The organism is Pseudarthrobacter sp. J1738, from assembly GCF_050490315.1.
Lineage (GTDB): Bacteria > Actinomycetota > Actinomycetes > Actinomycetales > Micrococcaceae > JBNPEO01.
In genome coordinates this window covers 142335-157044 of the sequence record NZ_JBNPEO010000005.1, presented here as the reverse complement: position 1 = coordinate 157044, position 14710 = coordinate 142335, and the positions used below count along the sequence as shown (strand labels likewise).

The following is a 14710-nucleotide window of genomic DNA, read 5'->3' as shown; positions in this document are numbered from 1 at the left end:
TAGGGCCCGGATCGTCGTGTTGACGGTCCGGGCCCTACGCCCACTGTGGAACTTAGTGGGAAGCTTGCTCCTGCTCGGAAGCGTTCTTGGTTGCCTTCTGGCCAGCTTCACGCAGAGCCTCGGCTACCTTAGCCAAAGACGGTACGTGGTGTGAGGACCATTCGTTACGGAAACGGTCAGCGTCCGGGCCCTTCCAGTCGGTGGAACCAAGGATCTTAGTCAACGTGGTCTTCTGCTCAGTGATCGCCGTCGAGCCAGCCTGCAGCTTCGTACCGAGAGTCTTGAGCTGAGCAATATCTGCACCCCAAATAGCCATAACATTCATATCTGCACCCCAAATAGCCATAACATTCACTCCTTCATCATCTGCGGAACCGAACTTTTCCTGCCGGTATCCCCCATATACGGTTCCCGGCGATTTCCGGAAGAACCATTACCTAAAACCTACCCAGCCCCTCACACACTGTCGATGGGAACCACTACCCATACACAACAACCCATCACTTGGCAGTGCTGCCGGCAGTCACGCCAGCATCCTTGGGGACTTGGCTCTTCCATGCGTGGCCTCGCTCGCGGTCTAGGTGCGTTTGGCCCTTGTTTTTCAGGGCGAAGATGTAGACCAGTAGCGAGATACCAATAGCCACCGTGACGTAGGTGAAGAGGTAGTCAACATGCCCGGCCTTCTGCAGCGCTGCACCAATGAGTGGCACGGTTCCGCCAAACAGTGAGTTAGCGATCGCGTAGCCAAGCCCAACACCGAGCGCGCGGACGGAGGCGGGGAAAAGCTCAGCTTTAACCAGTGCATTGATGGAGGTGTATCCGCCAACAATCAGGAGCCCACCCATCATAAGGAAGAACGCGAGCACGGGATCCTTTGTCCCACCGAGCGCGCTCATAAGCGGCCATGTGCACAGCACACCGAGGATCCCGAACCACAAAAGCAGTGGCTTGCGGCCAACACGGTCTGAGATCATGCCGTAGACGGGCTGCAAGAACATAAAAATCAGCAGGGCCCAGAAGTTGATCCAGGAGGTCTGTTCCTTGGGGATGCCGGAGGTGTTGTTCATAAAGGTGAGAACAAAGTTGGTGTACGTGTAGAACGCAACTGTTCCACCGAGAGTCACGCCAATGCAGATCAAGAGCGCACGCCAGTGTTTGGTCAGCAGGAATTTCATGGATCCCGGACGAGCCTCGCCAGCGGTTGGGGCTTCGGCGGCTGCTTTCTGCTCGTCGGTGACGGTTTCTTCCATGGACCGGCGGAGCCACAAAACAACCAGGGCTGCTACACCGCCGATTGCGAAGGGAATACGCCAACCCCACTCACCGAGAGCGTCTTTACCCAGGGATTGCTGCAGTACAACCAACACCAGCAGGGCCAGCATTTGCCCACCAATGAGGGTCACGTATTGGAACGAGGAGAAAAAGCCGCGGCGTTTAACGGTGGCAGCCTCGGACATGTAGGTGGCACTCGTGCCGTATTCCCCGCCAACGGAGAAGCCCTGGACTAGGCGTGCCGCAATCAACAGCACTAGCGCCCACACTCCCAGCACTTCTTTGGTGGGCAGAATAGCGATGAAAAACGAGCCAGCGGACATCATTGTCACGCTCAAGGTCAGCGATGCGCGGCGGCCGTAGCGGTCTGCGTAGCGGCCAAAGAACCACGATCCGATGGGCCGCATCAGGAAGGTCACGGCAAAAACGGCCATCGATTCCAAGCTGGACTGCAGCGGGTCCTTGGAGCTGAAGAAGTGCGATGCAAAGTAGACCGAGAAGGCCGTGTAGATGTAGACGTCGTACCACTCGACCAAGTTTCCGGCCGAGCCTTTGAGGATATTCGCCACAGCGCGGCGGGTCTGCGCTGCTTCGAGGGTTTGGGTGCTCATTGAGTGAACCTTCCTGGGACGGAGTGACGGTGGCCACACCGTGGGTCACCATATCTGATACCTCGAGTCTCAGTCACTTTTTGGTCATATTGTTCACGCTCAGATTTGCCTGAGATATGACCACCACAAAGCACAGTGGCAGGATAGTTGTTATGACCTCCTCAGCCACCAACACCAACTCCCCCGCGATTGCCCTGACCATTGCTGGCTCCGAAGCCACGGGTGGCGCAGGCGCACAGGCGGACTTGAAAACATTCCAAGAACTCGGCGTTTTTGGGATTGTGAACCTCACCTGCATCGTCTCCTTTGACCCCAAGGACAACTGGAACCACCGTTTTGTCCCGGTGGATCAGCAAGTGATTGCAGACCAACTGGAAGCGACGACGGCGGCATACGGTCCTGCTTCCGGGGCACCAAAGGTACTGGACACCGTGAAGATTGGTATGTTGGGCAGCCCGGCCACCATCAGCACGGTTGCCCAGGCACTCACAGACACCACCTTCAAGAACGTGGTGCTGGACCCGGTATTGATCTGTAAGGGCCAGGAACCCGGCCACGCGCTGGACACTGACACAGCGCTCAAGGAGAGCATCCTGCCGCTGGCCACGTTTGTCACTCCGAACCACTTTGAGTCCGAGTCGCTCTCCGGCATGGAGATCAAGGACGTTGAAGATCTCAAGGAAGCAGCCCGCAAGATTCACGCCATCAGTGGCGCCGCGGTTTTGGCGAAGGGTGGCGTCAGGTTGGGCGGCAGCGACGCCGTCGACGTCTTTTTTGATGGCACCACGCTGGAAGTTCTGAGTGCCCCGAAGGTGGGGGAAGTTGCAGTGTCCGGCGCGGGTTGCTCGCTGGCTGCGGCCGTGGCTGCGGAGCTCGCCAAGGGTGCTACCCCGCTGGAAGCTGCACGCACGGCTAAGGCGTTTGTCACCGAAGGTATCAAGAATCGCGTCACCTCCGGCGCACCGTTCACCGCCCTGTGGCAGGGCGGCGCGGCCAAGTAATACCCGCCGAGGTCGGTGCATCCTTTCAACGAACGCGCCGAGGTCGGTGCTGCGCGTCGTTTCCCTAGGTAATTTCCTAGGGAAACGACGCCGTGCACCGACCTCGGCGGTTGGAACTCGGCGGTTGGAACCCGGCGGTTTTGGTTACGCAGACCGGCGGCTGAGCTCACCTGGCCACCAAATCTTGTCACCCAATTGGTAGCAGAGCGCCGGGACCAAGAGCGTGCGGACCAAGAAAGTATCCAGCAGCACACCGAAAGCCACGATGAAGGAAATCTGCGCGAGGAACATAATCGGCAGAACTCCTAGTGCGGCGAACGTTGCGGCCAGGACAATACCTGCCGAGGTGATCACACCACCGGTGGCGGTGAGGCCACGCAGCACACCAGTACGGGTTCCGTGCTTGATCGATTCTTCGCGGACTCGGGTCATCAGGAAGATGTTGTAGTCGATCCCCAAGGCCACAAGGAACACAAAGCCGAACAATGGAACCGAGGCGTCTGCGCCGGGGAAGTTGAACACGTGGTTGAACACGAGTGCGGAGACACCCAGTGCTGCGGCGAAGGACACTACTACGGTGCCAATCAGCAGCAACGGCGCCACGATGGAGCGCAAGAGCAGCATCAGGATCAGCAGGATCACTACCAGCACCACGGGAATGATGAGGTTTCGGTCGTGAATGGTGGTCTCGTTGGTGTCGATGGCCACGGCTGTGGTTCCGCCGATCAGCACACTGTGGTTCCAGTCGCTGCCAGCGAAGACCTCACGCAATTCCTTCACAGCGTTCTCAGCCGCGTCAGATTCCGGGGCGTCCTTGAGCGTTGCCTGCAGTATGACCTGGCCATCCACCACCGTCGCAGCAGGAGCCGGGGTACCCGGGCGTCCAACTGCCTGAATTCCCTCAGCCGTGACCGGGGCTGTGCCGCCGGGCGCTTCCTTGGCCAGCACGCTGACCGACTCAACGCCGTCGTTCTTGGACAGGACAGCGGCCGCTTCGGCGAGCCTATCCGCCGGGGCGAGTATCACAGCCGGTGATCCGGATCCGCCCGGGAAGTGCGCGCTCAAGACGTTCTGGCCGTCCCGCGCGTCGGACTTACCGGTAACAAAATCGCTCGTGGGAACGCCGTCGGCCTTGAGTTGAAGCATTCCAGCACCCGCAGCGAGCAGGACAACCAAAGAAAGTGCCCACACCGTGCGCGGCTTCCCGGAAACCAGGCGAGCAACCTTGGGCCACACACCCTTTGTGGCACCTTCACGGTTGGGGTGTTCGGAGCCAAACTTGGGTTTGACCGGCCAAAATGCCACACGGCCAGCCCACAGCATCAATGCTGGGAGCAGCGTCAGGGAGGCGAGGAACGCGAACGCAATACCGATCGCGGCCACCGGGCCCAGTGCCTTGTTCGAGTTCAGATCGCTCAGCAACAGGCAGAGCAGGCCAGCGATCACGGTTCCGGCAGAGGCAGCAATCGGTTCAAAAGCACCCTTGAGCGTGGCCAACGTGGCATCCCATTTGCTTTCGCGGTCCCGCAATTCCTCGCGGTAACGCGAAACGTACAGGAGCGAGTAGTCGGTTGCCGCGCCGATCACCAAGATCATCAGAATGCCCTGCGTCTGTCCGCTGAGCACCAACACGTTGGCTTTCGCGAGCGCCACCACAGTGAAAATCGCTGCGGTCAGCGCCACCATGGACGTTCCCAGGACAATAAGCGGCAGCAACGGCGAGCGGTAAACGATCACCAAAATCACCAGTACGACGGCGAGCGCCACCAAAAGTAGCAGACCGTCCAGTCCGCTGAACGCGCCGGAGATGTCTGCCGTGAGTCCCGCGGGACCCGTCACGTGAGCGTTAATGCCCGACGGCGCGTGGTCCTGAATTTCGGCTCGGATCGACTTCACGGTGGTGGCGATTTTGACGGTCTTGTCGAGGGGAACAAAAGCCTCGGCGGCCTTGCCGTCCTGGCTGTACACGAGCGGCGAGATCGAGTCTGGGACCACACCTTCAAGTCCTTGGATGGACTTGAGCTGATCGTTCAGGGCCGTTTTGTCCTCGGCGGTGAGTGCAGAATCCTTCGCGAACACCAGAGTGGCCGGGACAATGTTCTGATCCCGGAAGTTTGCCTGGGCCTTCAGCACCGCCGTGGCATCCGCGCTGGCCGGCAGCTGTTGGGCCTGATCATTCACGGCAACCTTATTAACCTCGCCAAAGGACTTTCCGCCCATACCGAATACAGCCAGCCACACCACAATCAGGACGGCGGGGATCAGGATTCGCAACCACTTGGGTGGACGGGATTTTTTGGTTCCCCGAGGTGCTTTTCCGCCTCCGTGTGCGTCTGATCGACGTGCTACATCCGCACCTTTTTGGTGCGGATCCTGTGCTGGCTCTACTGCCTGCCGAGACATAAATGCCCTTTCGCTCGTACGTATAGTTTGACGCTACGTGCGGTTTGGGGACAGAGCATCAACCAATTGGTTGATCGTGGGATCAACCGGCTTAGTTTGGTTACAGGCCTGCAATACAATCCAGTATTCGGAACATAGGCTATGCAATCCTCTCTAGCGCGGTGTGGAATCAGATGATTTACTGCCACTATGACCGAAACAATGCAACATCCCGCCCGTGAACCGCACGACAGCAGCATCGCTGCCCGGTTGAACTGGTTGCGCGCTGGCGTCCTAGGCGCCAACGACGGCATCGTCTCCGTTGCCGCCACCGTTGTGGGTGTTGCTGGTGTCACGAACGATCTCACTCCCATCCTGATTGCTGGAACCGCTGCCGTTGTGGGTGGCGCAGTGTCCATGGCCTTGGGCGAGTACGTTTCGGTCAGTAGCCAGAGCGACAGCCAGCGTGCGCTCATCGAATTGGAGCGCCGTGAACTCGCCGAGGACCCCGAAGGCGAACTTGCCGAACTGGCCGAGATTTACCAGGCCAAGGGCATGAGCGAAGCAACGGCGCGTCAGGTGGCTGTTGAGCTCACCGAGCACGACGCACTCAAAGCGCACTTATCAGCCGAGCTGAACATTGACGAAGAAGAAGTTGCGAGCCCTTGGCACGCAGCCCTCGCCTCAGCCGTTGCCTTCACCGTTGGCGCCATCCTGCCGCTCTTGACGGCGGTGCTTCTGCCGGCGTCGATCCGTATTCCGTTTACCTTCGTTGCCGTGATTCTGGCCCTAGCACTCACCGGTGCCATCAGTGCCCGGGTGGGTGGAAGCTCAAAGCGCAAAGCATCAATTCGTTTGGTTATTGGTGGCGCCCTTGCCATGGCCTTCACCTATGCTGTGGGGCTGCTTCTGGGCACCACAGGCATTGTTTAGGACCCATCTCATCCGCTTTGTTAGTCCAGCCCTTTGAGGAGCTTCTTGTGATCGAAATCGGTGGCTTACCCGCACACATTCTGCTGATCCATGCAGTGCTCATTTTTGCCCTTTTGGCGGGCGTAGGCGCCGTGGTATTCGCATTTTGGCGGCGTTCCCGGAAGTACCTTGCGTGGCCCTTGGGTGTGCTGTCGGTGATTCTGGTGCCGCTGGCTGTGATCACGGCTGAGGCTGGGGAACAGCTTGAGCACGCCTTGGGCGCCTCTGAGGCTGTTCGGATTCACGCTGCCCAAGGAAGTGCTTTCCGCGTGGTGGTGTTCATCTTCTTCCTAGTGGTGGTGGCACAGATCTTGGCAGCATTCCCAAGCGTTTTGCAGCGCTGGGATGCCTTGCGCGGCATACAACGGGTGCTCGAAATTCGCTGGGTGGGGCCCGTTACGTCCGTCCTTGGCGTTGCTGCCGGGGCTTTCCTGATCTACGACACGATTCTGACTGGACATTCTGGCGCTTCGGCAGTTTGGCTGGGCCGGTAGAGAGCGCGCCGTCCGTCAACAAGCTTGTGACAATTAAGTCACAAGCCCTCTTCCGTTTTGCAGTAGCTTGACTCATACTGTCATCAATGCCTCGTTCTCGTGGGCAGGATCACTCTTATCGAGGAGTCAGGAATGACAGCAAAATCCATCCTTCACGGCGCAGCGGTGACCGCACTCACCTGTGCCATGCTGTGGCCGATTTCGGGGGCAGCCACCGCCGCCCCGCCGTCGAACAATCTCGGCACCCACGCCGTGGACGTCGCAACCGTGGCGCCCAAGGCTCAAGCAGCTCTCACGGCCAACCGCGGCCTTTTGAAGGATCCCGGGCTCGCAGCAAAAGCTGTGGCCGCCTTGCAGGACAACAACGGTGACACCCACGTTCGAATGAACCGCACTTACCAAGGTCTACCGGTCCGGGGCGGCGACTTCGTTCTGCACTTGGATGCCAAAGGCCAAGCAACCGGGCAGGACCTGACCCAGCTGACCCCCATTTCCGTGTCAACCAAGCCGACTGTTGGCAGTGCAGCAGCCACCAACGCAGTAGCCACGAAGGGCCGCGTCGCAGCGGGCTCGCCAGTGCTCACGGTTGATGCAACAACTGCGCAGCCCCGCTTGGTATGGGATGTGACCACCACCGGTTACCAGGCCGACGGCCAGACGCCGAGTCGACTCCACAGCTACGTAGATGCGAACAGCGGAAAAGTTGTAGCGACCGCCGAAACGATCACCACTGTCAACGCTGTTGCACCAAATACCACCGCAGCCCCCACTAAGACGCCGACCAACCCCACACAAACTGCCTTTGGAACGGGCAGCTACACCGGCACCGGCAACAGCCTCTACGCAGGTTCCGTGGCACTCACCACCACGTCTGCAAGCGGCAAATTCCTCCTCGAGGACCCAAGCCGCGCCGGGAACTACACCGGCGACATGAACAACGGCAAGGACTCCACCCGCTGCCAGAACACCGGCAGCGGCTGTGTCACCTTGTCGCCGATGTCCGACGCCGACAACACTTGGGGCACGGGCACTAAGGCTGACCGCGCTTCTGCAGCAGTGGACGCTCAGTACGGAGTGGCTAAGACCTGGGACTACTACCAACAGACTCACCAGCGGGCAGGCGTTTGGAACACCGGTAAGGGCTCGTGGAACCGCGTCCACTATGGCGTGAACTACGTCAACGCTTTCTGGGACGGCAGCAAGATGACCTACGGCGACGGCGATGGCGTGAGCTATGGCGCACTGACTTCACTGGACGTGGCTGGTCACGAGATGAGCCACGGCGTCACCGGTTCCACAGCCAACCTCACCTACAGTGGCGAGAGCGGCGGCTTGAATGAAGCAACTTCTGACATCTTCGGCACCATGGTCGAGTTCCATGCGAACAACACCACCGACCAAGGCGACTACTACATTGGCGAGCAATTCGACCTGAAGAACCACCTCGGTTTACGTCGAATGGACAACCCGGCTTCTGACGGTTCTTCAGCGAACTGCTGGAGCTCGAGCGTTGGCCAGTTGGATGTTCACTACAGCTCAGGCGTGGGAAACCACTTCTACTATCTGCTGGCCGAAGGCTCTGGTGCAAAGACCATTGGTGCCAAGGCGCACAGCTCCCCCACCTGTGATGGTTCGGTAGTCACTGGCATTGGCCGCGACAAGGCCGAGCAGGTTTGGTACCGCGCATTGACCGTCTACATGACTTCTAGCACCAACTACTCTGGCGCACGCACCGCCACCATTAAGGCTGCAGGGGACCTCTACGGAACCACTTCCCCCGAGGCCGCAGCAGTCGCCTCGGCATGGAACGCCGTTTCCGTGAAGTAGCTATTCTGCATCCCCGTCCTGCCGAGGTCGGTGCATAGCGTCGTTTGCCCCGTAATTTTCCTGGGCGAACGGAGCTATGCACCGACCTCGCGGATTGGAGGAGCTAGGAACCTGAGTGAGCTTGCAGGAAGGAGTACACCTCGGTCTCGTCCACGCCGGGGAATGCACCCGGCGGCATGGCGGCCAACAAGTGCGAATGAGCTCGAGCCGAGGGCCACGCATGCCCGGACCACTCTTGCGCCAACTCCACGGGTGGGCGTTTGCAGCAGCTCGGATCCGGGCAAGTGGACTTTTCGCGGGCCGTGGTCTCGCGGCCGCGGAACCACTTCACATGCTGATACGGCACACCAATTGAGAGTGAAAACTCCCCCGAAGCAGATCGTTCAGTGCGTGCCGTGCACCAGAAAGTGCCCGACGGCGTATCGGTGTACTGACTGTAGGCACTGAACTTATCCGCCACATCAAAAACGGCCCGCGATGTCCAGGACTTGCACGAAGGTTGTCCCTCAATGGCGCCGGTGTGATCCATCGGGAACGTCACGCCGTCGTTCTCATAAGCCTTGTAAATAATCCCGCTCTTGTGCGTTTTCTGGAAGTGCGTGGTGAGCCCCAAGTGCTGTGTGGCGAGGTTAGTGAATCGGTGCGCAGCCGTCTCGTAGGAGACGGCGAAAGCATCACGAATGTCCTCCACAGCAATTTCCTTGGCCGCCTTGGCCCGCTGCAAGAACTCCACGGTGGCCTGTTCAGGAAGCAAAAGCGCTGCTGCAAAGTAATTCGTAGCCACGCGTTGCATCAAGAAGTCGCCGTAGTTAGTGGGCGTCTGGTGGCCCATAACGTAGTGCCCCAGAGCTTGCAGGAGCACCGATCGGGGGTCGTGATCAGTGCGCTGGCTCTGCGTGAGGTAAATTCTGCGATTCTTCAGGTCCGTCACAGAGCGGGTGGAATGGGGCAAATCATTCACGTGCTGCAGGGTAAATCCAAGTTTCCCAGCGATGTCTGCAATCACGTGCTGACTGAGCGGACCTGAGGTGTAGCCCACCAGCGCCAGTATCTTTTGCGCCTCGGCTTCATACTCTGGAAAGTAGTTGCCTCGCTCTCGCATCATGGCCCGCAATTCGCCGTTGGCCCGGCGGGCTTCCTCGGGCGTAGCAGTCTGCTCATTGAGTTTGCGTTCAAGCTCATGAAGCAGCCCCACTTGCGCCTCCAGGACGTCTACCGGAAGCCGCGAGCTGATGCGGATTTTGGGCAGATTTAGCGACTCATACAGCGGCCCTCGCTGATACCGTTCCAGCTCTATTTCCAGTGCCGCGCGCCGGCTCGGCGGCTCAGAACCCAACAGCTCATCGATGCTCACACCCAGCACCTTGGCCAGTTGTTGGAGCATGCTCAGCTTTGGTTCTCGCTTACCGTTTTCCATCAGGCTCAGCTGGCTCGGCGCGGTACCAACAGCGGCACCGAGATCGTCAAGAGTCAGCCCCGCGGTTTTACGCAGGTGCCGCAGACGGCGGCCAAGACTAATCGCGTCCAGTCCCCCTGATTGATCGGACGACGGCGGGACGTTGACTTGAGTATTCCAGCTCACACTAGGCATTTCTTGAGCATACGCGAAGAAATGCGTTTCTTTCCATCAAAAACCTCTATTCACCCCCTTGCAAGTAGTGAAAAGTTGATTTCACAGCAAGAAAAGCTCACCGACGAGCGATTCACCAAGGAGATTGAAATGACTGCATCATTTGAGCCAGCACAGCAGACACCCGAACAGGCTGCACAGGCAATGGAGCTCGAGTGGGCTGCCAACCCGCGCTGGGAAGGCGTCCACCGCGACTACTCCTCAGCCGATGTCATCAAACTGCGTGGACGGGTCTCCGAGGAATACACCTTGGCCCGCCGCGGTTCGGAAAAGCTCTGGAAGCAACTCACTGCGGAGAAGACTAACGGCGGTTACACCAACGCTCTTGGTGCGCTGACCGGAAACCAGGCAGTACAGCAGGTCAAAGCCGGCCTGCGCGCCATTTACCTCTCCGGCTGGCAGGTTGCTGCTGACGCCAACACCTCAGGCAACACCTACCCGGACCAGTCGCTCTACCCCGTGAACTCGGTGCCCACAGTTGTTCGCCGGATCAACAACGCACTACTGCGCGCCGACCAGATCGAGTACTCCGAAGGTAAGCAGACCGTTGAAGATTGGCTCGTCCCGATTGTTGCCGATGCCGAAGCCGGCTTCGGTGGCCCGTTGAACGCTTTTGAGCTCATGAAATCCATGATTGCCGCCGGCGCCTCGGGCGTTCACTGGGAAGACCAACTCGCCTCGGAGAAGAAGTGTGGTCACCTCGGTGGCAAGGTGCTGATCCCTACCCAGCAGCACATCCGCACACTCAACGCAGCCCGCCTGGCGGCGGATGTCTCTAATACGCCGTCGGTCATTATTGCCCGCACGGACGCTGAGGCAGCAACCCTCATCACCTCAGATGTGGACGAGCGCGATCAGGAATTCATCACCGGCGAGCGCACCCCTGAAGGTTTCTACAAGGTGCGCAACGGTATTGAACCCTGCATCGCTCGCGCCAAGGCTTACGCACCGTACTCTGACCTCATCTGGATGGAGACGGGAACCCCGGATCTGGAGCTTGCACGCAAGTTCGCTGAGTCGGTCAAGGCAGAGCACCCGGACCAGATGCTCGCCTACAACTGCTCGCCTTCATTCAACTGGCGCAAGCACCTGGATGACGAGACCATCGCAAAGTTCCAACGTGAACTCGGCGCCATGGGCTTCACCTTCCAGTTCATTACCTTGGCTGGATTCCACGCCTTGAATTACTCGATGTTTGACTTGGCTCACGGTTACGCCCGTGATGGCATGAGCGCATACGTTGAGCTCCAGGAGAAGGAATTCGCCTCTGAAGATCGCGGTTACACCGCCACGAAGCACCAGCGTGAAGTAGGCACAGGCTACTTCGATCTGGTCTCCACTGCCCTGAACCCGAACGGCAGCACACTCGCCTTGGTGGGATCCACCGAAGAAGGCCAGTTTCACTAACCCCGCTTCCCCAACTGACTCGCATTTGTGATTCTTCTCAGCCCTGAGAACAGCCACAAATGCGAGTTGGTTGGGTTGGAAATTCAGGAGAGATCGCCATGAACAGCTTCACGGACAACTTCACTATCAACGGCATTACCATCACTGCTCAGCCCATCCACCGCCAGGACGAGGTTCTCACCCCTGACGCACTGGAGTTTGTTGCCAAACTGCACCGTGCGACGGCGGAACGTCGCCAAGAGCTGTTGCAGGCTCGCCGGGAGCGCCGTAACCAGATCGCCGCCGGCCAGGACCCGCACTTCCTCAAGGAGACCGAGCACATCCGCAACGACGACAGCTGGCGTGTGGCTCCCCCTGGCCCCGGGCTCGAGGATCGCCGGGTGGAGATCACGGGACCTGTTGACCGGAAGATGAGCATCAACGCTTTGAACTCGGGCGCTAAGGTGTGGCTCGCTGACATGGAGGACGCTTCAACGCCGACATGGCGGAACGTTATCCAGGGCCAGCTGAACCTCACCGACGCTATGGAACGCCGCATTGATTTCACATCCCCTGAGGGCAAGGAATACAAGCTGCGTCCGGCCGAGGAACTGCCCACGATTGTGGTTCGACCCCGCGGCTGGCACTTGCCGGAGAAGCACATGCTGATCGACGGCGAAGCGATTGCCGGCGGAGTTGTGGACTTTGGTTTGTACTTCTTCCGTAACGCTCGCCGACTGATCGCCGCAGGCAAGGGCCCGTACTTTTACCTGCCGAAGATCGAGAACCACTTGGAGGCTCGCCTCTGGAACGACATCTTTATCCAGGCACAAGATTTGCTGGGCATCCCGCAGGGCACCATTCGGGCCACCGTTCTGATCGAGACCATCACTGCAGCATTTGAGATGGAAGAGATCTTGTACGAACTGCGCGATCACGCAGCCGGGCTGAACGCGGGCCGTTGGGATTACTTGTTCTCCGTGATCAAGAACTTCCGCACCCGTGGCCCCCGGTTCGTGTTGCCGGACCGCAACCAGATCACCATGACGGCGCCGTTTATGCGGGCTTACACCGAGCAATTGGTGCGTGCTTGCCACCGGCGCGGCGCTATGGCCATTGGTGGTATGGCTGCAGCCGTTCCAAACCGTAAGGACGAGGCCGCAAATACCGCGGCGTTCGAGAAGGTTCGCGCGGACAAAACCCGCGAGGCCGGCGACGGTTTTGACGGTTCCTGGGTTGCCCACCCGGATCTGGTTCCGGTTTGCCGTGAGGTGTTCGACGGCGTACTCGGCGACCGCCCGAACCAACTGGATCGCAGCCGCGAAGATGTGACCCCGGACGATCGCGCTCTGATCGATATTGCCTCCACCGAGGGCAACATCACCGAGGCCGGTATCCGCAACAACATCGAAGTTGGTATCCGGTACATCGAATCCTGGTTGCGCGGCAATGGTGCTGTGGCCATCCACAACCTCATGGAAGATGCAGCTACAGCCGAGATCTCCCGCTCACAGCTGTGGCAATGGATTTACGCCAAGGCCATCACTGACACGGGTGAATTGATCACTCGTGAATGGGTGACTGACTTGTTGGAAGAGGAGTTCGCCGGGCTGGAACGCTTTGACGATGACCGGTTCAGAGACGCACGAACCATCTTTGAAGAGGTCACCCTGGCTGAAGAGTTCCCGTCCTTCTTGACCATTCCGGCGTACTGCCGCTTTGTTCACGAGGCACGCTCTAACGCTACTGAAGCTGAGCTGGCAGCAGCCTAGGTTTCATTGCACCGAGTTGGCACTTGACGCGCATGTTCCTCACAAGGATCCGCGTCAAGTGCCAACTCGCGTTAAAAAAGGCTCCGTTTAAGGGGCTAGGCGCCGCGCGGGACCTTACGTACTGAAAGCACCGTGGCAATAAAGAAGAGCAGGGTTGAGGCCAGCAAGAGTAGCAGCGGCAAGAACCACGAATGGCTCTGATCGTGAACAAAACCGATCAGCAGGGGCGAGACCGCAGCGGCCGCATATCCGCTACCTTGCACCACAGCAGACATCCGTCCCGCAGCAGCCTGGTCCCGGGCCAACTTGATGATGGCCAAGAAGATGATGGTGATTCCGCCACCTTGAGCCACGCCACCCAGCGCTGACCACAGCCACCACAGGTTCGGCGCCAGCAGGAGGCCACCGGGAACCGTCACCCACAAGGCACCCAAGGTGATGGCGACCGTCGTCGTACTGGCAAAGCGTGCGGCGAGCGGGACGCCAAGGCCGCCCACAATCGCCAAGATTTGAAACAGAGACGAGCCTGCACCGGCGCCAGCGCGGGACATTCCCAGTTCGTCGCTCAGGAAGCTCGGGAGCCAGGCGGTGACGCCGTAGTAGGAGAACGCCTGGCCAGCGAAGCCGAGGGTCAGGCCCAAGGTGATGATCCCGGAGCCGCTGTGTGGTGTGGGTGGTGGTCCGTCTGGCAGTGCCACTGCCTCTGGTATCAGAGCCCTGCGGGGGCCAATAACCCACAGCCATGCAACCAAGGCTGCCACGGCGAGGAGCCCACACGACGCGAGTGAGATCCGCCAGCCCAGCCACTCGGCGAGCGGCGCCGTCGTCATGGAGGTAATAAAGGATCCAATGTTCAGCGCCGCTGTGTAGATGCCCATCGCGGAACCTTGCCGGGCCGGAGAGAAATCACGGCGCACAATCAGCGGGACGGCGATATTGCCGATGGTGATAGCCACACCAATCAGGATGGTGCCCACAATCGCCAAACCGGAGCCACCAGCCGAACGCAGCACCACACCCAGGAGAACACCGGCGAGCGTCAACAGGATGGAGAACTCTGCACCGAACTTCCGGCCGGACCAAGAAGCGAACGGCGATGCCACGGCGAAACACAGCACCGGAATACTGGTAAGCAGGCCGAGTTCGACGGCGGAGAGGCCAAGTTCGCGTTGCAGGTCTCCGACCACTGGGGCTACTGCTACGAACGGTCCGCGCATGTTCATGGCGATGAGCGCTACGCAGAGGACCAGTAGCCAGGCTCGAGGTTTTTTGTGCAGGGGCACTGCGGAATTACTCATAGCTTGGGCCGGAGTCCGCCAAGCAAGGCAACTAATAAATAAGATTTCATCACTTCATTGCTATC

General features: G+C 59.3%; 11 protein-coding genes. 6 read left to right on the top strand and 5 right to left on the bottom strand.

Annotated elements, in window-relative coordinates:
* Positions 1–52 precede the first annotated feature (52 nt).
* Both ACQR35_RS09375 and ACQR35_RS09370 read right to left on the bottom strand, forming a co-directional pair.
* On the bottom strand, positions 53–316 hold the full coding sequence (locus tag ACQR35_RS09375; RefSeq protein ID WP_430267017.1) for a hypothetical protein: 264 nt from the start codon (positions 314–316) through the stop codon (positions 53–55).
* 184 nt (positions 317–500) lie between these two features.
* Positions 501–1883 carry an MFS transporter gene (locus tag ACQR35_RS09370; protein WP_430267455.1) on the bottom strand — a complete coding sequence of 461 codons (1383 nt, stop codon included), beginning with the start codon at positions 1881–1883 and terminating at the stop codon, positions 501–503.
* 152 nt (positions 1884–2035) lie between these two features.
* Here ACQR35_RS09370 and ACQR35_RS09365 point away from each other — a divergent pair, with 152 nt between their 5' ends.
* Complete coding sequence (locus tag ACQR35_RS09365; RefSeq protein WP_430269862.1) at positions 2036–2884, top strand: hydroxymethylpyrimidine/phosphomethylpyrimidine kinase; 849 nt, start codon at positions 2036–2038, stop codon at positions 2882–2884.
* Positions 2885–3028: 144 nt separating this feature from the next.
* Here the strand turns inward: ACQR35_RS09365 and ACQR35_RS09360 are convergent, their stop codons facing one another.
* Positions 3029–5287 carry an MMPL family transporter gene (locus ACQR35_RS09360; protein WP_430269855.1) on the bottom strand — a complete coding sequence of 753 codons (2259 nt, stop codon included), beginning with the start codon at positions 5285–5287 and terminating at the stop codon, positions 3029–3031.
* Between the two features lie 189 nt (positions 5288–5476).
* On the opposite strand from ACQR35_RS09360, the gene ACQR35_RS09355 reads away from it, so the two are divergent.
* The 3 genes from ACQR35_RS09355 (at position 5477) to ACQR35_RS09345 (ending at position 8559) form a co-directional block, all read left to right on the top strand.
* Positions 5477–6199, top strand: coding sequence for a VIT1/CCC1 transporter family protein (locus tag ACQR35_RS09355; protein ID WP_430269854.1), 723 nt, complete (start codon positions 5477–5479; stop codon positions 6197–6199).
* Positions 6200–6246: 47 nt separating this feature from the next.
* Entirely contained in the window at positions 6247–6732 is a 486-nt protein-coding gene (locus ACQR35_RS09350; RefSeq protein ID WP_430267451.1) for a hypothetical protein, read from the top strand.
* Between the two features lie 132 nt (positions 6733–6864).
* Positions 6865–8559, top strand: a complete 1695-nt coding sequence (locus ACQR35_RS09345) for a M4 family metallopeptidase (RefSeq protein WP_430267450.1) — start codon at positions 6865–6867, stop codon at positions 8557–8559.
* 103 nt (positions 8560–8662) lie between these two features.
* On the opposite strand, the gene ACQR35_RS09340 is transcribed toward ACQR35_RS09345, so the two are convergent.
* Positions 8663–10150 (bottom strand): helix-turn-helix domain-containing protein, encoded by a 1488-nt coding sequence (locus ACQR35_RS09340; protein ID WP_430267449.1) that lies wholly within the window; start codon positions 10148–10150, stop codon positions 8663–8665.
* Between the two features lie 129 nt (positions 10151–10279).
* Here ACQR35_RS09340 and aceA point away from each other — a divergent pair, with 129 nt between their 5' ends.
* Both aceA and aceB read left to right on the top strand, forming a co-directional pair.
* On the top strand, positions 10280–11596 hold the full coding sequence (gene aceA / locus ACQR35_RS09335; protein WP_430269853.1) for an isocitrate lyase: 1317 nt from the start codon (positions 10280–10282) through the stop codon (positions 11594–11596).
* Between the two features lie 98 nt (positions 11597–11694).
* The gene (gene aceB, locus ACQR35_RS09330) at positions 11695–13347 is read left to right on the top strand and encodes a malate synthase A (RefSeq protein ID WP_430269852.1); all 1653 of its coding nucleotides are present in this window, start codon (positions 11695–11697) and stop codon (positions 13345–13347) included.
* Positions 13348–13442: 95 nt separating this feature from the next.
* On the opposite strand, the gene ACQR35_RS09325 is transcribed toward aceB, so the two are convergent.
* The gene (locus ACQR35_RS09325; protein ID WP_430269851.1) at positions 13443–14645 is read right to left on the bottom strand and encodes a CynX/NimT family MFS transporter; all 1203 of its coding nucleotides are present in this window, start codon (positions 14643–14645) and stop codon (positions 13443–13445) included.
* Between the last annotated feature and the right edge of the window lie 65 nt (positions 14646–14710).